Origin of the sequence: Streptomyces sp. NBC_00876, from assembly GCF_045207435.1 — a bacterium.
Taxonomy (GTDB): Bacteria; Actinomycetota; Actinomycetes; order Streptomycetales; family Streptomycetaceae; genus Streptomyces.
Genome location: NZ_CP108800.1, coordinates 8,194,494 through 8,212,195 on the forward strand (window position 1 = coordinate 8,194,494; position 17,702 = coordinate 8,212,195).

The window sequence follows — 17,702 nt, forward strand, 5'->3', positions numbered from 1 at the left end:
AGTGTCCGAGCAGGGCCGGGCGGGGCAGCCGTCAGGCCGTCCGCTCGGCCAGGGCGAGGAAGCGGGCCTCCTCGTCGACGTACGAGCGCAGCGTCCAGCCCGAACGCGCCAGCAGCGGACGGAGGTTGGCCTCGGCCCGCAGATCGCCGTCGGTGATCCGCCGGCCGTGCCGCGCGGCCAGCGCCGCTCTGCCGATGGGGTGGAACAGCGCCAGCAGCCCGCCCGGCCGCACCACCCGGGCCAGCTCCGCCAGATCCGGCCCCGGTCGGGTCAGATGCGAGATCAGGCCGGCCGCGAACACCGCGTCGAGCGTCCCCGCCCGCAGCGGCAGCCGGGCCGCGTCGGCCTGGAGCAGCAGCCCGTCGTGGCCACGCCCCGCGCGCGCCGCGGTCTCCAGCATGGCCGCGGTGAGATCGGCGCCGAGCACCGTGCCCCCGGGCCCGACCGCCGCCCGCAGGGCCGGCATCGCCCGGCCGGTGCCGCATCCGGCGTCGAGCACGGCATCGCCGGGGCGGAGCCCCAGCGCCACGACCGCGGTGTCGAAGGCCGGACCGTCGTCGGGAAAGCGCCTGTCCCAGTCCGCGGCCCGAGCGGTGAAGAAGTCCTGGACGTGTGTGTGGTCATCGGCCATACGGACATGATCGCGCAGTCGTCGCCCGAACGAAACGTCGTGAATCGGTGTACACGTTCGACCACGGTGCGATCGTTCGGGAACATCTCTCTGTCATATTTCGGCACCTTTCGAATGTGCCCCGGGCGCGTGCTCCGGCGCGACTAGCGTCCCCGAGTCATGGGACACCTGGACCACGCCACCTTCGGCTGGCTGACACCGCTGCTGTCGTACGCGATGGCCTGCATCGGCGCCGCGCTCGGCCTGAGCTGCACCGTGCGTGCGCTCGACACGACGGGGCGCTCGCGCCGCAACTGGCTGATCACGGCCGCATCGGCCATCGGCTCGGGCATCTGGACCATGCACTTCGTGGCGATGCTCGGCTTCGGGGTGTACGGCACCGACATCCGCTACGACGTGCCGCTGACCTTGCTCAGCCTGCTCGGCGCGATGGTGGTGGTCGGCGGCGGCGTCTTCGCCGTCGGCTACAGCCGCGACCGGACCCGGGCCCTGCTGCTCGGCGGGTTCGCCACCGGGCTGGGCGTCGCCAGCATGCACTACCTGGGCATGGCGGCACTCCGGCTGCACGGCACCGTCCACTACGACCCGCTGCGGGTCGTCCTCTCCGTCGTCATCGCGGTCATCGCCGCGACGGCCGCACTGTGGGCCGCGCTCAACATCAGGTCGCCTCGCGCCGTGGCACTCGCCTCGCTCGTCATGGGCGCGGCCGTCAGCAGCATGCACTACACCGGGATGCTGGCCGTGACCGTGCGGGTGACGCCTTCCGGAAGCACCCTCCACGGGGCCACCGCCATGCAGTTCATCTTCCCCCTCGCCGTCGGGCTCGGCTCGTACCTCTTCCTCACCTCGGCGTTCGTGGCCCTCTCCCCGACCGCCCCGGAACGCGCGGCGTACGTCGACGCCGGGCGTGCGCAGCCACCCGCGGACCCGGCTTCCACGGCAACGGCCGTACCGGCCGGACGCGGCCCCGGCACCCGAACGCGGCGCGCCGGCCGCAGCCCCGGCACCGCACCCGCCGGCACCCGGTGACGGACGGGCCGACCCGACCGGCTCCGGGCCTCCCGTCCTCGACCGGCCCGTCCTCGACCGGCCGGCCGACGGCCCTCCCGGCTTCGCCCCTCCCGGATTCGACCCGCTCAGCTCCGATCCGCTCAGCTCAGACCCGCTCAGCTCCGACCCGGAACGAGGAGGCCATGCGCCCACCCCGCACGAGCCCGGACACCGGTGCCTCGGACGCCCGGCCCGGCACCCCGCCGGCACCGCCCGCCCGAGGCCGCCGCGCGCACGCCGGGCCGCCGGCCGACGAGAGCGCCGAGCAGGGCGGACCGCTGCCCGCGTACGGCATATCCGCCCCGCGCGGCGGCTGGACGCTGCGGCCCAGGACCGTGCGCGCGAAGATCATCTCGCTGCTCATGGTGCCGGTGGTCTCCCTGCTCGCCCTGTGGGGATTCGCCACCGTGTCCACGGCCCAGGACGTGGCAAGGCTGCGGCAGTTGCAGCGCGTCGACGAGGAGGTGCGGGCGCCGGTGGCGGCAGCCGTCGCCGCGCTGCAGAGCGAGCGCACGGCGGCCATGCTCCAAGCGGCCGATCCCAGTGGTCCGCATGCCTCCGCTCTGCGGGAGCGGGCCGGGCGCACCGACACCGCACTCGGCGCACTGCGCCTCGACGACGGCCACACCATCGGCGAGACGGGAAGCCTGCCCGGGGGAGTGGCCGGACGCCTCGACCGCTTCCTGGGCCTCGCCCAGGATCTGCGCGCCGGCGAAGGGACGGGCAAGGGTGCCGCGAGCGACAGGGCTGCTGAGAGAGGCGAGGATGCCGCGAGAGATATGGGTGATGCGGGCGATGAAGCCGCCGCGAGCGATGAGGGCGCCGTGTACGACCGGTACACCGAAACCGTCACCGCCGCCTTCGCCGTCTCCGGAGCACTCACCGGCATCCAGGACGATGCTCTCGGCTCCGACGCCCGCGTCCTGCTCGAACTCGCCCGCGCCGACGAGATGCTGGCCCGCGAGGACGCCCTGCTGACCACGGCCGCCCGCACCGGCACCCTGAAGGACCGCCCCCTGCGGCTGTTCACCGGCGCGGTGGACACCCGGCGCAGCCTCACCGAGACCGCAGGCGCCGACCTGCCCGCCGGTGAACGCACCGTCTGGCGGGAGTTCACCGCCAAGCCCGCCTACAGCAGGATCCAGGCAGCCGAGGACAAGGTGCTCGCCGCCGCCCCGGGCCGCGACGCCGCCCGCGCCGTGCCCGACACCGCCTGGCGGCAGGCGGCGTCCGAGGTGCGCGGCGAACTCCAGCGCATCGCCACCGGCGCCGGTGTACGGGTCGCCGACCGCGCGGACCCCGTCGCCCAGGGGCTGCTCAGCCCGTCAGGGGCCGCCGTGATCTTCGGCTGTGTGGCCGTCGCCGCCTCCCTGGTGATCTCCGTACGCATCGGGCGCGCACTCGTCGTGGAGCTGGTCAGCCTCCGCAACAGCGCCCTGGAGATCGCCCGGCGCAAGCTGCCCCTGGCCATGCAACGGCTGCGCGCGGGCGAGGAACTCGACATCCGGGCCGAGGCCCCGCCGGGGCTCGCCTCCCACGACGAGATCGGCCAGGTCGGCGAGGCACTTGGAACCGTTCACCGGGCCGCCCTCAGCGCCGCCGTCGAACGGGCCGAGCTCGCGGACGGGATCTCCGGCGTCTTCGTCAACCTGGCGCGCCGCAGCCAGGTGCTGGTTCACCGTCAGCTCAACCTCCTGGACAGCATGGAGCGCCGTGCCGACGACCCGGACGAGCTCAGCGACCTCTTCAGGCTCGACCACCTCACCACCCGGATGCGGCGGCACGCCGAGAGCCTGATCATCCTGTCCGGCGCCGCACCGGGGCGGGCCTGGCGGATGCCGGTGTCCCTGACCAACGTCGTGCGGGCCGCCGTCTCCGAGATCGAGGACTACGCCCGGATCGAGGTCAGCCGGCTGCCCGACGGCGCGGTGAAGGGCACGGCGGTCGCCGACCTCACCCATCTGCTGGCAGAACTCGTCGAGAACGCCGCACAGTTCTCGCCCCCGCACACCAAGGTGCGGATCACCGGCGAACCTGTCGGCAACGGCTACGCACTGGAGATCGAGGACCGCGGGCTCGGTATGGGACCCGAACTCCTCGCCGACGCCAACCGCCGCATCGAACAGGCGGAGGCGCTCGACCTCTTCGACAGCGACCGGCTCGGCCTGTTCGTCGTCAGCCGGCTCGCCGTCCGGCACCGGGTGAGGGTCCAGCTGCGCACCTCCCCGTACGGCGGCACGACGGCCGTGGTCCTGCTGCCGACGGCCCTGCTGCAGAGTGCGCTGCCGCCGGCCGAGGAAGAGGCCGCACCCCGCAAGGCCTCTTCCTCGGCCGAGCGCCGGGACGAGCACGAACGGGCGCCGTTCGGCCCCGGTCCGGGCCCCCGGGCGGTGCGGGCGCAGACCACGGCCTTCCCCGCACCGGTCCCGGCGCCGGCGCTGGAGTCCCGAACCGGCCCCACCGCCCGGGTGACCTCGCTGCACGGACGTCCCCGCCGGGCGGACACCAATGAGGAGACCCGCACGGCGCCCCCGGCCCCGCCCCCGGACGCCGACCGGGATGACGACGACGGACTGCCCCGCCGGGTGCGGCAGGCCAGCCTCGTCCCGCAGTTGCGCGAGGAACCCGTGCCCGAGCCGCCCCGGGAGCAGGACCGGAGCGACGTTTCCGCCGCCGGGCGCACCCCTGAGCAGGCCAGGGACCGGATGACCGCCTACCGGACCGGCTGGGTGCGCGGCGGCGGCCTGGCCCCGGGTACCCGGCCGCCCGGCCCCGGTTCCACCGAACCCCGCCCGCCCAGCGAAGGAGACCCCGCATGACCGCGAACGAGAGAACCGGGACACACGGCCGGTCCGGCGAGCTCGACTGGCTGCTGGACGATCTGGTGACCCGGGTCGGCGAGGTCCGGCACGCGGTCGTGCTCTCCGGTGACGGACTGGCAGTGGGTGCGTCCAGCGCGCTGAGCCGTGAGGACGCCGAGCACCTGGCGGCGGTCGCCTCCGGATTCCACAGCCTGGCCAAGGGCGCCGGGCGCCACTTCCGGGCGGGAGACGTCCGCCAGACCATGGTCGAGATGGACGAGGGATTCCTGTTCGTGGCCGCCGCGGGGGAGGGCTCCTGCCTCGCCGTACTCAGCACGGCGTTCGCCGACATCGGCCTGGTCGCCTACGAGATGGCCCGCCTCGTCAAACGCGTCGGCGAGCACCTGCGCACACCGGCGCGGTTCGCCGGACAGTCGTCGGCAGCCGGCTGAGGAGGCCTGAGTCCGCCATGTCCAGGAACGACGGGGGCCTCGGGGCCCCCGACCCGTACGAGCTGCCCGGCAGCCAGTGGTACGACGCCGAAGCGGGCCCGCTGGTCCGTCCCTACGCCATGACCGGTGGGCGGACCGAACCCGGTCCGGGCGGTGCGCATTTCGACCTGATCGCGCTCGTCACGTTCGACGACACCGTGTCCGGGAGCACCGAGGACGGGCTGCTCGGGCCCGAACACCGTACGCTGCTCAGCCTCTGCCGGACCGAGACCCAGTCCGTCGCCGAACTCTCCGCCGACGCGGACCTGCCCGTCGGCGTCGTGCGCGTCCTGCTGGGCGATCTGCTCGAATCGGGTTACGTGAAGGTCAGCCGCCCCGTGCCGCCGGCCCAGCTGCCCGACGAGCGCATCCTCCGTGAGGTGATCAACGGTCTGCGGGCGCTCTGAGAGCGCGCCGCGCGCCGGTGGTCCGTCGCCGCGCCCGCCGCCGCTGTCCCGACCCGCCGGAGGGGACCCGCGCGCTCGAACCAGTCCGGACGCGCCGGAGGTGCCCTGCGCGTTCGAGCCGGTCCTGCCCCTGCCGTCACTGGCGGTGCGGGCCCCGGTCCTCGCCCGGTACTCCGGGGTGAGGACCGGGGCCCGGTCGCGCTCTGGTCAGGTGCCCAGGTGTCAGACGTTGACGCCGTAGTCCGACGCGATGCCCGCCAGCCCGGAGGCGTAACCCTGACCGACCGCGCGGAACTTCCACTCGGCGCCGTGCCGGTACAGCTCGCCGAACACCATCGCCGTCTCCGTCGACGCGTCCTCGCTGAGGTCGTAGCGAGCCAGCTCCACGCCGTTGGCCTGGTTCACCACGCGGATGAACGCGTTACGGACCTGGCCGAAACTCTGCCCCCGGCTCTGCGCGTCATGGATGGAGACCGGGAAGACTATCTTCGCGACATCCGCGGGGACGCCCGCGAGATCCACGTTGATGGACTCGTCGTCGCCCTCGCCCTCGCCGGTGAGGTTGTCACCGGTGTGCTGGACCGAACCATCGGGGCTGTTGAGGTTGTTGTAGAAGACGAAGTGCAGGTCGGAGAGGACCTTGCCGGCGTTCGAACACAGCAGTGCGCTCGCGTCGAGGTCGTGATCCGCGCCCGTTGTCGTCCGTACGTCCCAGCCCAGGCCGACCGTCACCGCGGTCAGGCCGGGCGCCTCCTTCGACAAGGAGACGTTACCGCCCTTGGCCAGGGTCACACCCATGAACTTCCTCCAATGATCCAGTGATTCGCTGATCAGTGCTCGTTCGACCAGCGCTTGTCCGGCCGCCACCGAAAAGAACGACGGCGCCTTCCCTGCGGTTCCCTGATTGCGCAATCCATGAAGTGATGGAGCGGCACGGAGCCCGCGGCTGCGCGGTTCACTGTGGCGCGTCCTGCTTCATGGCCTTGGCCTCACTCTTCAGGATCCTCATGGATTTGCCCAGGGCGCGGGCGGTGTCCGGCAGTTTCTTCGAGCCGAACACCGCCAGCACGACGATCGCCACGACCAACAGGTGCCAGGGTTCCAGGCCGTTGCGCAGCATGCGCCTCACGCCCTTTCTTCAGGTGTCTTCCGGTCAATGTTTCCAGCAGGTGTGTGTGGACAGGGGATCGGCACGACGATGGACGGGTCCGGCCGGTCCAGGTGGACACCAACACTTGCTACATTGCGCAACTGTACAACCATGCAGGGGTGGCGGCAGTCCCCCCTCCATGACAGCCGGATGAACGGGGCGGTCGATGACAAGCAGTCACAAGGGGGCGGCGACCGGGGGACAGGGAAGCCGGCTGCGGCGGACGGCCATGACCGGGCTTTCGATTCTCGTGCTGCTGGTCGCAGGCGCCGGCTGGGGCTACCTCAGACTCAACGGCAGCATCGACACGTTCAGCGCCGACGGCATCTCCGGTGACCGGCCGCCCGGCACGTCCGCAGGACAGAACGTCCTCGTCATCGGCTCCGACACCCGCTCCGGCGACAACAGCGGACTCGGCGGCGCCACGGGCGAGGTCGGCCGCTCCGACACCGTGTTCCTGCTCCACGTCTACGCCGACCACAAGCACGCCGTCGCCGTGTCCGTCCCACGCGACTCGCTGGTCGACATCCCGGCCTGTAAGAAGCCCGACGGCGGCTGGACGGCCCCGCAGCACCACAGTCAGTTCAACGAGGCGTTCTCCGTGGGGCAGACCGCCCAGGGCAATCCGGCCTGTACCCAGAACACCGTCGAACACCTCACCGGCCTGCGGGTCGACCACACCATCGTGGTCGACTTCGCCGGATTCTCCGCGCTGACCTCGGCCGTCGGCGGCGTGCCGGCCTGCCTCCCGCAGGACATCTACCAGCGCGACCTGAATCCCAAGCGCTCCACCCGGGGCTCACTCGTCTTCTCCAAGGGGGTACAGACGGTCTCCGGACAGCGTGCCCTCGACTACGTACGCCTCCGGCACGGCATCGGCGACGGCTCCGACATAGGACGGATCAAGAGGCAGCAGGCCTTCGTCGCCTCCCTGGTCAAGAAGGTCAGATCCCGGGGCCTGAACCCCGCCTCGCTGCTGCCGCTGGCCAACGCGGCCACCGAAGCGATGACCGTCGACCCGGGTCTCGGATCGGCCGACAAACTGCTCGACTTCATCATGTCGATGAAGAACATCGACCTGCGCAACACCGAGTTCGTCACCGTTCCCTGGCGCTACGAAGGCGCCCGCGTCGCCATCGTGGAACCGGAAGCCGACGAGCTGTGGGCGGCACTGAAGGCCGACCGCACGCTCGACGGCCGCAACACAGCGGGCGCATCGCATGGCAGCGCCTCACCCACCGGACCGGCACCGGGCGCGACGCTGGCTCCGGGGGCCTCCGTCTCCGGCAAGGGCATCGACGTCGCCGTCTACAACGGCACCACCGTGAACGGGCTCGCCGCACGGGCGGCCGGGATGCTGCGCACCCACGGCTTCACCGTCACGGGCACGGCCACCGCGAACTCCCAGGACCAGGAGGCGACCGTCATCGTGTACGGGCCCGGCCTGCGGGCCGAGGCCGGGACCACGGCACGGCTCTTCGCCGGGGCGCGGATCAAGGAATCCGCCGGCGCCGGAATCCAGGTCATCGTCGGACGGGACTACGCCGACGCGCCCACGGCCGGTCCCGCCTCCGCCCCCACGGCGGCGAACCCCGACGCCGTACCGTCCGCCGTCGCCGACGGCGCCCGCTCGGCCGCCGACGACCCGTGCAGCGACCTCTCGTACGGCTGACACATGGCGGACGGATCAGCCTGCCGGCCGGGGTGTCCGCAACTGCAGGGCGGGGTGCCGGGGAGGCGCGAATCCGAACGACTCGTACAGACCGGCCCCGTCCTGCGTGGCGTTGAGACCGATCACCGTCACCCGGGTCTCCTGCCCGAACCAGGTGAGCACCGCGTCGACACAGGCCCGGGCATACCCCAGTCGGCGCCGCCGAGGATCAGTGCTCACATTGGACACATGCCCGTGCAGCCCGGTGGGATTGCCCGGACCCGGGGCATGTGCGTCGCACGCTCCCACCGCGCACGCCACCACACCGAGCTCGGGATCCTCCACGACGAACGCCGCGAACTCCTCCGCCCGCGGTATCCGGTCGGCGAACCACCGCGCCGCGTCGGCCCGCCACGGAGCACTGTCGTCTCCGGCGTCCATCCCCATGCCGCTCAGCATCAGGGCCCGCAGCCGCACGAGTGCCCCGACATCGGCGGGCGTGGCCCGGCGCACTCGCACCGGGCCACCCTGGGCGGTACGGACGCCGGTGGCGCTGCGGCCGGTGCTCGGGGCGGTCATGAATTCCTCCGGTTGCGTTCGTAGCGGGTGCGCGCCGTCGCGAGACCACATGCGTACAGAGCGAGGACGGTGGCCAGCAACAGGTAATAGAGCGGCGGGAGTGCGCTCAGGCCCAGGGGCGGGCCCGCGGGGGTCGGCGGCAGCAGGACGCCGATGACCGCAAGGCCCGCCGCGGCAGCGCGTACAGGCCCGCCGCCGCGGCCCTCTGCGGTCCGCCGGCCAGTGCGCAGCAGCAGCATCACCAGAGCCTGGGTGAGGAGGTTCTCGGTGAACCAGCCGGAGTGGAAGGCGGCCCGGCCGTCCGACGGTGAACCGTGCAGCGCAAGGGCGAGCACACCGAAGGTGGCAAGGTCTGCGGCGGCGTTCAGCAGTCCGAAGCCCGTGATGAACCGCAGGAAGTCCCGGGGCCGCAGTACCGTCGGCCGCCGCAGGACCGAGGACGGGGCACGGCCGAAGGCGAAGGCCAGCTGCGCCGCGTCGAAGCAGAGGTTCTGGACGAGGACCTGCGCCGGGAGCATCGGCAGGAAGGGCAGCAGCAGACCCGCGGCCAGCATCGCGATGACATTGCCGAGGTTCGAGGAGAACGTGATGCGCAGATAGGCGGAGATGTTGACGCTGCTGCGCCGGCCCGCGGTGATCGCATGATCGATGGCAGCGAGATCCTTCTCGGCGAGGACCACATCGGCGGACTCCCGCACGACATCGACCGCGTTGCGCGGACAGATGCCCACATCGGCGGCGTGCAGCGCCGGCAGGTCGTTGACACCGTCGCCGAGGAAACCGGTGGTGTGCCCCGCGCCGCGCAGCGCGGCGACGACACGGGCCTTGTGCGCAGGGGTGCAGCGGGCGAAGAGGGTCGCCCGCCCGGCCGCCTGCGCGAGGTCCGGGTCCGTCAGCGCGTCGATCTCCTGGGCGCAGAGCACCTGTCCCGGATCCAGGCCCAGGTCCCGGCAGGCCCGGGCCGCGGTGCCCGGATGGTCGCCGGTGAGGACCTTCACGGCGACACCCTGCCGGACCAGTGCCTCCAGGGCGTCGGCAGCGCTCGGAGCCAGCGCGTCGCACAGGGTCACGAAGCCGAGGAAGTCCAGCCCCCGTTCGTCGGCCGGTGTGTACGCACCGAGCCTGGCCGGCCGCTCGGTACGGGCGACAGCGAGCAGCCGCAGACCCTCGGCGGCCTCGCGCGCGGCCAGGGCGCCCAGCCGCTCACGCTCCGCCGGGTCCAGATCGCACCGTTCCAGGACGGCGTCCACGGCCCCCTTCGTCACCAGGACATGGGCGCCGAGCCGGCCGGGCGGCCGGACCACCGCCGTGGAGACCCGGCGCACCGGATCGAAGGGAAGGGCGGCCACCGCGTCGTACGCCTCGATCGGGGACTGCGGCATCGCGGCCGCCTCCTCCTGCCGCTCCCAGGCCTCCAGCACGGCCTCGTCGAGGGCGTCCGGTGCCGGCAGGTCGGCGAGCTGCAGCGTCCAGAACGCATTCGCCGCCGCCCAGTGCAGCACCTGTGGACCAGGATCTCCCGCCCGGTCGAGCGAACCGTGAACGACCGGACGGTCCTGGGTGAGGGTGCCGGTCTTGTCCAGGCAGAGCACGTCGACCGCGCCCAGATCGTGCAGCGCCGGCAGCCGTTTGACGATCACGCCGCTGTTGCGCGCGAGCAGTGAAGCACCCCTGGCCAGCGCCGTGGTGACGATGACCGGAAGCATCTCGGGCGTCAGCCCCACCGCGACCGCGACCGCGAAGGGCAGCGTCTCCAGCCCCCGTCCGCGCAGCGCCGCGTTCGCCATCAGCACCAGTGGCGGTGTGAGCAGCATGAAACGGATCAGCGTCCAGGAGATCCCCTGCACCGACCGGTCGAACGCGCTCGCGCCACGGCGGCGTGCCGAGCGGTCGTACGCGGCGGCGAACCGGGTGTCCCCGCCCGTCGCGAGCACCACCCCCGTACCGCTTCCGGTCGCCACACTGCTGCCCTGGAAGCACAGCCGGCGCTGCGCGAAGACACCCGCCCCGCCGTCGCTCACGCCCTTCACCACGGGTCCGGCCCGGCCCCCGGAGTCCACGGGATGCTTGACGACCGGCGCCGACTCCCCGGTGAGGGCGGACTGATGCACGGTGAGGCCACTCGCGCGCAGCAACTGCACATCGGCAGGGACCAGATCTCCCGGTCCGAGCAGGATCACATCACCCGGCACGAGCTCACCGACCGGCACGTCGCGGGCCTGCGGCACCGCGCCCGGACCGCTGCGCCGCAGCACCGTCGCGGTCGTCGCCACCAGTTCGCGCAGCGCGGCCGTCGCCCGCTCGGCCCGGTACTCCTGAGCGGACCGCAGCAGACAGCTGACGACCACGAGCACCAGCGTCACGGCTGCCGTGCCCCAGGCGTTCACGGCGGCCGACACCAGCCCCAGGCAGAGCAGCACGGAGGTGAAGGGGTCGCGCAGCGTACGCAGGAAACGCACCGGCCAGGAGACCGGTCGCCGGGCGGGCAGGACGTTCTCACCGAACCGGGTCAACCGGTCCTGCGCCTCAGGCTCCAGCAGCCCCCGGGGACCGGTGTCGAGTGAACGCAGCACCTGGAGCGAGGTCATCGCGGCCGGAGGCCGTGCGGGAGCGCCGGGGCCGGAGGTTGCGCCGCGGATCGGCACGACGACGGCCGACCGGTCGCCGGTCCGTCCGGGACCCGCCGAGGCAGGGCTCTCAGGCACCGAGCTCACGAAGGCGCACGGGCTGTGCGGCCGTGTATCCGGCCTGCTCGGCGAGCTGGCCCACCATCAGGCGCACGACCGTCACCACACCGGGATCATCGACCAGGTAGACCTGCCGGCGGCCCTCGCGCCGGGAGCGGACGAGACCGGCCAGCTTCAGCTTCGTCAGATGCTGACTGACCGAGGGCAGCGTGCCCCCCACCCGCTCCGCGAGCCCCGTCACATCGCTCTCGCCCTGGGCCAGGGCCCACACGATATGCAGACGGGCCGGCGTGGCCAGCAGACCGAAGGCGGCAGCGGCCCGGGCCAGCACCTCCGCGGGCGGATCCTGGAAACCGCCGCCGGCACCTGTCGACACTCTGCACTCCCGTCCGCGTGGGCCGACTCCTCGCACCCGAGGTGACCAGTGTAGGCGCCGTTCCGGGAGCACCCGGGCCGCGCGGATCCGCCGGTCAGAGGCCGGTGGGCAGCGGAACGGGACGAGTCCAGATATCCGGCGGGACGGTACGGATACGGCGTCCGTCCGGACCGAGCACCTGCGCGGCGGTCTTGTGGCAGCGCAGTACGACGACCGTGTCCGCGATCCTGAGCCCGGGCATCCGGCGCATCAGGGCGGCGGTGCAGCCCGGCAGATCCTCGAGAGTGCGCAGCATGACGGTGATCGCCAGGTTGTGCGGACCTGTGACCGACATGAAGTCGACGGTCTCGCGCAGGTGGACGACGGGCGGAGGGGTCGCGGGATCAGGTGCGGGGAAGTCCGCCCACAAGACGACGGAGACGGGCCAGCCGGAGTGAAGGGGAACGGGCCGGCAGTTGTGGGTGAGGGTTCCGCTGTTCTCCAGCCGGTGCAGCTGGCGCCGTGTGGCCGACTCGCTCCTGCCCTGCAGACGGGCCAGTTCCGCGACGCCGAGCCGTGAATCGCCCGCCATGGCCAGGACCAGCCGCCGGTCCTCCGGCCTGAGCGACGGGACGGCCGCTCCGCCGGGGACGTGGCCCCGGCCGGGCAGATCGATCAGACGCTCGGTCTGTACGCGATCGAGCCGGTCGAGACGCCAGCGGGTGCCGGAGCGGTGCACGGAGGTGACCAGATGGGTGCGGGTGCCGGTCACCCCGGGAAGCCGCAGCAGCCGGGTGGACAGGTGCTCGTCCAGCATCGTGAGATCCGGGAAGGCGACGTACAGCAGCATGGAGCGGTCCCCGGTCACCTCGAACACGGAGAGCACATGCGGATCCTCGGTGAGCAGGGCGGTCCGCAGAGGGTCCCGTTCACCGGTGCAGAAGACCTCGACCCAGGCCATGCACGGTGGTGTCTCACCCGTGTGGAGGCCGAGCGCTCCGCACCACGCGGTCCCGTCGGCGCACATGCGCGCCCAGCGCTGCGCCAACGTGTCCGGCCGGCCCCCGAGGACCGCGGCCAGCCGGCTCCACGCGGCCCGGGGAGCTATCTGAAGCGCATGAATCACCGACCGGTCGGCTTCGCTGAGGACGTAGTTGTCGGCAGGCACGTGTCTTCCTGGCGGATTTGCCGGTTGCCGGCGGAGATCGGTGAGCGTCAACGGACTATGCCATGAGCATGTGATTCCGTGCTTGTCGGGACAGGAGTGAACCGTGTACGCGCTGGACAGAGACCACGAAATACGCAGCGTCGGCGGGCTTCTGACGGGGGAACGGCTGGTCACCATCTACGGGCCGCCGGGGATCGGGAAGTCCTGGCTGGCCCGCCGGGTGGCCGACGACGAACTCAGGGCGGGAAGGCGGGTGCACTGGATATCCGCTGCCGGCCCACCGCCGGGCCGGCGTCCGACAGCTGCCACCCTCCTGCGCGGGCTGGACCTCCGCGACGCACTCGTGGTGGTGGACGACTGCGAACACCTCGGGCCCCACGCCAGGTCCGAGACGGCGGGCCTGCTGCATGAGTTCCCGGGAATATCCCTCCTGGTCACCGCCCGCCGCAGGCTGCACCTGGCAGGCGAGGCAGCCGTACTGCTCGGCCCGTTGAACGGCCCCGAGGCGCTGCGGGTGTTCGCGGCGGCGGCAGCGGACGCGGGCCACCCGCTGCCCGTACCCGAAGTGGACGGCGGGACCGAGCCGACCGCCGATCGGGCCCGGGTGGCGGAACTGTGCGAGCGGCTCGACGCGATACCGGGCGCGGTGCGGCACGCCGCGGCCCGGCTCGGCAGCGAGAGTCTGCAGACCGTCCTGGAGGACCCGCTCGGGGATTCAGCCGGGTCCGGCCCGCTCGCGGACGCCGAACAGGCCTACCTGGACTGTGATCCGCAGGAGCGTCTGCTCTGGGAGCGGCTCTCCCTGTTCCGGGGCAGATTCGACCTGGCCGCGGTGCGGGCCGTGTGCGCCTCGGGCGCGTTGCCGGTGGTCGACGTCCCTGCCGTACTCGACCGGCTGGCCCCGCACCTGCTCCTCGCGGACCCCGACGGCCGCTACCGGATGCCCGTCGCCGCCCGGCGGACCGGAGCGGCCCGGCTCGACGAACGGGGTGACCGGTGGGCCGTCGTCCTGCACCACCGGCGGCACTTCGCCGGTGTCGCCGCGGAGGCCGCCGTGCAGTGGCGGCTGGGGCGTCACCGCGCCGCGCGGGAGCTGGCACTCGCGGTACTTCCCGACCTCGACGCCGCGATGGACCCCGGCACCGCACCGTTGTCCCCCGCCGCCGAAGCGGACGCCGCATCGGACATCGCCGTCTCGCTGTGGTTCCTCTGGGCCACCGGGGAGGGGGACGGGCGACGGATCGTAGAACGTTCCCTCGGCGCCACCCTCGGGCCGCGGCCGGCCAGGGCGCTGTGGCTGCTCGCCTACCTCATGGTGTGCAAGGGGGAGGTGGAAGCGATGCAGCCGGTGCTCGCCGAGGCATGGCCGCTCGCCGTCCGTGACGGAGACAGCACCTGTCTCGGGCAGCTCGCCCAGATCAGGGGCGTCGCGCACCTCTGGACAGGGCAGCCCGCCGAGGCGGCCGCCGAGTTCACGGAAGCGCTGGAGCTGCTGCCGGAGAATCCCGCGTTCGGCCCGGGCAAGGGCATGACGGTGGCCCTCCTCGCCCTGGCCCTGGTGCAGGCCGATCCCGAAGCGGCCATGGACGTGCTCACGCGTTCGGCGGAGTGGACACTGTCCGCACCCGATGCCCAGGCCAATGCCTGGACGAGGGTGGTCCTGGCCCATATAAGCCGTTGGGAGGGTGATCCGCACCGGGCCCGCCGCTACGCGGTCCAGGCCGTACGCCTGATGCTCGATCTCTGTGACCGCCAGGCGGCGGACGTGGCTGCGCAACTCCTCGCCGACATCGAGCTGGGCCTGGGGAACCACCGTGAGGCGGCGCGTCTGCTCGGCGCACTCGCGGGGCCGAGGCCTGCCGCCACGGAGGACGGGGCGGCCCCGGACCGGGTGGCGGTGCGTCGCACGAGGCAGTGGGAGAAGCTTCGTTCCATTCTGGGCGAGGAGCAGTTGCAGCAGGAGGCGAGCCGCGGGGCCGCAGAGGGGCTGCGCACCGTCATCGGCCAAGAACAATCGAACGGCTGAAAATCGCAGGGGAATGTGAGCCGTTACGGGCAATGAACGAGCTGAAACAGTCACATCCTCAAAAAATCGGTCCCGCCTCGCGAGCCAGGTTCCTGTTTGCCATGCTGTCGCCGTACACCTGCCGATGATTCACTGAATCCGAGGCCTCAAGATCGCCCTGACCTGCGTATTCGGCATCTTGGGACTCACTGGCGAGAGAAGTGACCGATGCCGTCCGAGCATGCTGACAGCGCCCAGGGGGAGACCACCGGGGCTGCCGCCCAGTCCGGTGTTCAGACCGATGTCCAGTCCGACGCCCTGGCCCTGAAGATCCTGGTCGCCGGCGGTTTCGGGGTGGGAAAGACCACGCTGGTCGGAGCGGTGAGTGAAATCCGGCCGCTGCGGACGGAGGAACTCCTCAGCGAGGCCGGCCAGTCGGTCGACGACACCGACGGCGTTGCCCAGAAGACCACCACGACCGTCGCCATGGACTTCGGGCGCATCACCATCCGGTCAGGTCTGTCGCTCTACCTGTTCGGTACCCCGGGTCAGGACCGCTTCTGGTTCCTCTGGGACGAACTCTCCCAAGGTGCCCTCGGTGCGGTCGTCCTGGCGGATACCCGCCGGCTGGAGGACTGCTTCCCGGCCGTCGACTACTTCGAGCACCGGCGGATCCCCTTCGTCGTCGCCGTCAACTGCTTCGCGGGGGCGCGCTCGTACGGTGAGCGGGAGGTGTCACGCGCCCTCGACCTCGATCCCGGAACACCGGTGGTGCTGTGCGACGCCCGCGACCGTGACTCCGGCAAGGAAGTTCTGATCCGGATGGTCGAGTACGCGGGCCGGATGCACACGGCACGGCTCCTCGACTCGGTGGGCTGAGCCGTCGTGTCCTGATCCCGCCCGGGGATGTACAGAAGGGTGCTTGCCCGGACGTGACCTGTGCGCAAGGCTTGCGCACGAGCATGGCACGGGGAACGCATGAACGGGGAGGAACAGAATGGCGCTGGACAGGGGACTCGACTGGCTCCTTGACGATCTCACCAGCCGGGTGGAGCACATACGGCACGCCCTGGTGCTGTCGAACGACGGGCTGGTGACCGGTGCGAGCACCGGTCTGGCACGTGAGGACGCGGAGCATTTGGCGGCTGTCTCGTCCGGACTGCACAGCCTCGCCCGGGGATCGGGACGTCACTTCCGCGCCGGAAAGGCGCGGCAGACCATGGTGGAGTTCGACGAAGCCATGCTCTTCGTGACGGCCGCCGGGGAGGGCAGTTGCCTGTGTGTGCTGAGTGAGGCGGACGCAGACGTGGGGCAGGTGGCGTACGAAATGACGTTGCTGGTCAACAGGGTGGGTGAGCATCTCGGTGTGGCCGCGCGGCAGGGCGGGAGCGCGGGAGCCAACCGGATCTGACACGCCCTGACACGGCAAGGCCGCCCGGCCCCGGAGTTATCCACAGGCCGGGCGGCAGTTGTCTTTCCCGGATTACCGTGGTCACGGAGAGTATTCGGATCTCACGGGGGAGCATCGCCATGCCGATGACGGAAGCAGTGCGCGACGACAGTGCCGGCATGATCTCTGCGAGCCGGGCAGCAGGGGAACTGGGACTGAGGCGGGGCGAGTTCGATCTGGCGGTACACCTGGGGGCGGTAGGCGCCGAGGTGCGGCAGGGAAGCGGGCGGCCCCGGGTCCGCCGGGAGGAGATCGACCGGCTCCGCTCGGAGGACGGATTCCCCGGCACGCTGCAGGAGCGGGTGCGTACGGTGGGTACGGCGCAGGGTGCACGCCTGCTGGGCATCAGCCCCGTCCGCTTCGCCCGCCTGGCACGCGCGGGATGTGTCACACCGGTCGCCTTCTATCTCAACCGCTACCGGGCGGTGGTGTGGCTCTATCTCGCCCAGGAGCTGGGCGGACTGGCGGCCCGGTCACCCGAACTGCTGGTGGGAAACAGCCCGCCGTGGATGCGCAGCCGGCTGGACGCCGGGGTGGACTGCCGGCCGCGCAACTGGCGCTCGCGCAGGATCGAGCGTCTGCTCGCCCTCACAGCGGATCCCTGGGCGCGGGCCGCTGTCGTTGCGCAGGGGCTGGACCCGGTTCAGCTGGCGGAGGTGGTCGACGATCCCTATGAGCGGGCCTACTTCGGCAGGGTCCGGCCCGAACCGGTCCTCGGCCAACGGGGGTCGGCTGCCGGCCGGGAGACGATGGCGCGGCTGATGCTCGCCGATGAGCCGGACGAGATCCTGTGGCGGCGGGTCACTCTGGTCATGGAACTGGACAGTGCCCGGGAGCTCCGTCCGGCACCGCGGCCGGGCGACGAGCGGTGGCCCGGCCCGGCGGACGAGCCTGTTCCGGTCCGGTCCCTGGAACAGGGCGCACCGGATGAGCGGGAGGTTCCGAGCGAGCGGGCAGCTCAGTGCGAGCCGGTAGTTCCGAGTGAGCGGGCAGCTCAGTGCGAGCCGGTAGTTCCGAGCGAGTCGGCAGCTCAGTGCGAACCGGCGGGACCGGGTGGGCGGCGCGAACCGGTTCGGCCGGGAGGCGCGCGTGGCCTCCTGGCCCGGATCCGGCTGCGTACGCCCCATGGCAACCGGCGCCCGCGCGAGGACACGGCACCACCCGGCACCGCGCGGTCTGCCGGCCGGAGGCGGCCAGGCAGGAGCCGCGCACTTGCCAAGGGACGCGGAGGTCCGGAGCGGGGGAGCGCCGGCGAAAGGGATTAAGGATTCGCGCAC

Annotated in this window: 16 protein-coding genes; 9 read left to right on the forward strand and 7 right to left on the reverse strand. The window is 71.9% G+C overall.

The window, feature by feature from the left end:
* Positions 1–31 precede the first annotated feature (31 nt).
* Entirely contained in the window at positions 32–631 is a 600-nt protein-coding gene (locus OG782_RS35715) for a class I SAM-dependent methyltransferase (RefSeq protein WP_406458278.1), read from the reverse strand.
* Positions 632–790: 159 nt separating this feature from the next.
* On the opposite strand from OG782_RS35715, the gene OG782_RS35720 reads away from it, so the two are divergent.
* From OG782_RS35720 to OG782_RS35735, 4 genes are all read left to right on the forward strand, one after another.
* Entirely contained in the window at positions 791–1,660 is an 870-nt protein-coding gene (locus OG782_RS35720) for an MHYT domain-containing protein (protein WP_406458280.1), read from the forward strand.
* Between the two features lie 164 nt (positions 1,661–1,824).
* Positions 1,825–4,500, forward strand: coding sequence for a nitrate- and nitrite sensing domain-containing protein (locus OG782_RS35725; RefSeq protein WP_406458282.1), 2,676 nt, complete (start codon positions 1,825–1,827; stop codon positions 4,498–4,500).
* Positions 4,497–4,934 (forward strand): roadblock/LC7 domain-containing protein, encoded by a 438-nt coding sequence (locus OG782_RS35730; protein WP_406458284.1) that lies wholly within the window; start codon positions 4,497–4,499, stop codon positions 4,932–4,934. The genes OG782_RS35725 and OG782_RS35730 overlap by 4 nt, the downstream gene beginning before the upstream one ends.
* Before the next feature lie 17 nt (positions 4,935–4,951).
* Positions 4,952–5,380, forward strand: a complete 429-nt coding sequence (locus OG782_RS35735; RefSeq protein WP_406458286.1) for a DUF742 domain-containing protein — start codon at positions 4,952–4,954, stop codon at positions 5,378–5,380.
* A 222-nt stretch (positions 5,381–5,602) separates the two neighbouring features.
* On the opposite strand, the gene OG782_RS35740 is transcribed toward OG782_RS35735, so the two are convergent.
* Entirely contained in the window at positions 5,603–6,178 is a 576-nt protein-coding gene (locus OG782_RS35740; protein WP_406458287.1) for a TerD family protein, read from the reverse strand.
* A gap of 157 nt (positions 6,179–6,335) precedes the next feature.
* Positions 6,336–6,500: a Sec-independent protein translocase subunit TatA gene (gene tatA / locus OG782_RS35745; RefSeq protein ID WP_406458289.1), complete on the reverse strand. Its 165-nt coding sequence runs from the start codon at positions 6,498–6,500 to the stop codon at positions 6,336–6,338.
* 259 nt (positions 6,501–6,759) lie between these two features.
* On the opposite strand from tatA, the gene OG782_RS35750 reads away from it, so the two are divergent.
* Positions 6,760–8,202 carry an LCP family protein gene (locus tag OG782_RS35750; RefSeq protein ID WP_406459449.1) on the forward strand — a complete coding sequence of 481 codons (1,443 nt, stop codon included), beginning with the start codon at positions 6,760–6,762 and terminating at the stop codon, positions 8,200–8,202.
* A 15-nt stretch (positions 8,203–8,217) separates the two neighbouring features.
* Here OG782_RS35750 and OG782_RS35755 read toward each other — a convergent pair whose 3' ends face one another.
* The 4 genes from OG782_RS35755 to OG782_RS35770 form a co-directional block, all read right to left on the reverse strand.
* The gene (locus tag OG782_RS35755) at positions 8,218–8,760 is read right to left on the reverse strand and encodes a GNAT family N-acetyltransferase (protein WP_406458291.1); all 543 of its coding nucleotides are present in this window, start codon (positions 8,758–8,760) and stop codon (positions 8,218–8,220) included.
* Entirely contained in the window at positions 8,757–11,474 is a 2,718-nt protein-coding gene (mgtA, locus tag OG782_RS35760; RefSeq protein WP_406458293.1) for a magnesium-translocating P-type ATPase, read from the reverse strand. Before mgtA ends, OG782_RS35755 begins: the two co-directional genes overlap by 4 nt.
* Entirely contained in the window at positions 11,458–11,823 is a 366-nt protein-coding gene (locus tag OG782_RS35765; protein WP_406458295.1) for an ArsR/SmtB family transcription factor, read from the reverse strand. The genes mgtA and OG782_RS35765 overlap by 17 nt, the downstream gene beginning before the upstream one ends.
* A 94-nt stretch (positions 11,824–11,917) precedes the next feature.
* A complete protein-coding gene (locus tag OG782_RS35770) occupies positions 11,918–12,970 on the reverse strand; it encodes an Lrp/AsnC family transcriptional regulator (RefSeq protein WP_406458297.1) in 1,053 nt (350 codons plus the stop codon).
* 103 nt (positions 12,971–13,073) lie between these two features.
* On the opposite strand from OG782_RS35770, the gene OG782_RS35775 reads away from it, so the two are divergent.
* From OG782_RS35775 to OG782_RS35790, 4 genes are all read left to right on the forward strand, one after another.
* Positions 13,074–14,996, forward strand: coding sequence for a hypothetical protein (locus OG782_RS35775; protein WP_406458299.1), 1,923 nt, complete (start codon positions 13,074–13,076; stop codon positions 14,994–14,996).
* Between the two features lie 207 nt (positions 14,997–15,203).
* Complete coding sequence (locus OG782_RS35780; RefSeq protein WP_406458300.1) at positions 15,204–15,854, forward strand: GTP-binding protein; 651 nt, start codon at positions 15,204–15,206, stop codon at positions 15,852–15,854.
* A 118-nt stretch (positions 15,855–15,972) separates the two neighbouring features.
* Positions 15,973–16,386, forward strand: a complete 414-nt coding sequence (locus OG782_RS35785) for a roadblock/LC7 domain-containing protein (protein ID WP_406458302.1) — start codon at positions 15,973–15,975, stop codon at positions 16,384–16,386.
* A 119-nt stretch (positions 16,387–16,505) separates the two neighbouring features.
* Positions 16,506–17,690 carry a DUF6397 family protein gene (locus OG782_RS35790; RefSeq protein ID WP_406458304.1) on the forward strand — a complete coding sequence of 395 codons (1,185 nt, stop codon included), beginning with the start codon at positions 16,506–16,508 and terminating at the stop codon, positions 17,688–17,690.
* The last annotated feature ends 12 nt before the right edge of the window (positions 17,691–17,702 follow it).

Bases quoted from the DNA above. Each gene is read 5' to 3' on its own strand.
- OG782_RS35755 (WP_406458291.1), bottom strand. From the start codon at position 8,760: ATGACCGCCCCGAGCACCGGCCGCAGCGCCACCGGCGTCCGTACCGCC.
- OG782_RS35720 (WP_406458280.1), top strand. From the start codon at position 791: ATGGGACACCTGGACCACGCCACCTTCGGCTGGCTGACACCGCTGCTG.
- tatA (WP_406458289.1), bottom strand. From the start codon at position 6,500: ATGCTGCGCAACGGCCTGGAACCCTGGCACCTGTTGGTCGTGGCGATC.
- OG782_RS35725 (WP_406458282.1), top strand. From the start codon at position 1,825: ATGCGCCCACCCCGCACGAGCCCGGACACCGGTGCCTCGGACGCCCGG.
- OG782_RS35785 (WP_406458302.1), top strand. From the start codon at position 15,973: ATGGCGCTGGACAGGGGACTCGACTGGCTCCTTGACGATCTCACCAGC.
- OG782_RS35735 (WP_406458286.1), top strand. From the start codon at position 4,952: ATGTCCAGGAACGACGGGGGCCTCGGGGCCCCCGACCCGTACGAGCTG.
- OG782_RS35750 (WP_406459449.1), top strand. From the start codon at position 6,760: ATGACCGGGCTTTCGATTCTCGTGCTGCTGGTCGCAGGCGCCGGCTGG.
- OG782_RS35715 (WP_406458278.1), bottom strand. From the start codon at position 631: ATGGCCGATGACCACACACACGTCCAGGACTTCTTCACCGCTCGGGCC.
- OG782_RS35730 (WP_406458284.1), top strand. From the start codon at position 4,497: ATGACCGCGAACGAGAGAACCGGGACACACGGCCGGTCCGGCGAGCTC.
- OG782_RS35790 (WP_406458304.1), top strand. From the start codon at position 16,506: ATGCCGATGACGGAAGCAGTGCGCGACGACAGTGCCGGCATGATCTCT.
- OG782_RS35780 (WP_406458300.1), top strand. From the start codon at position 15,204: ATGCCGTCCGAGCATGCTGACAGCGCCCAGGGGGAGACCACCGGGGCT.
- OG782_RS35740 (WP_406458287.1), bottom strand. From the start codon at position 6,178: ATGGGTGTGACCCTGGCCAAGGGCGGTAACGTCTCCTTGTCGAAGGAG.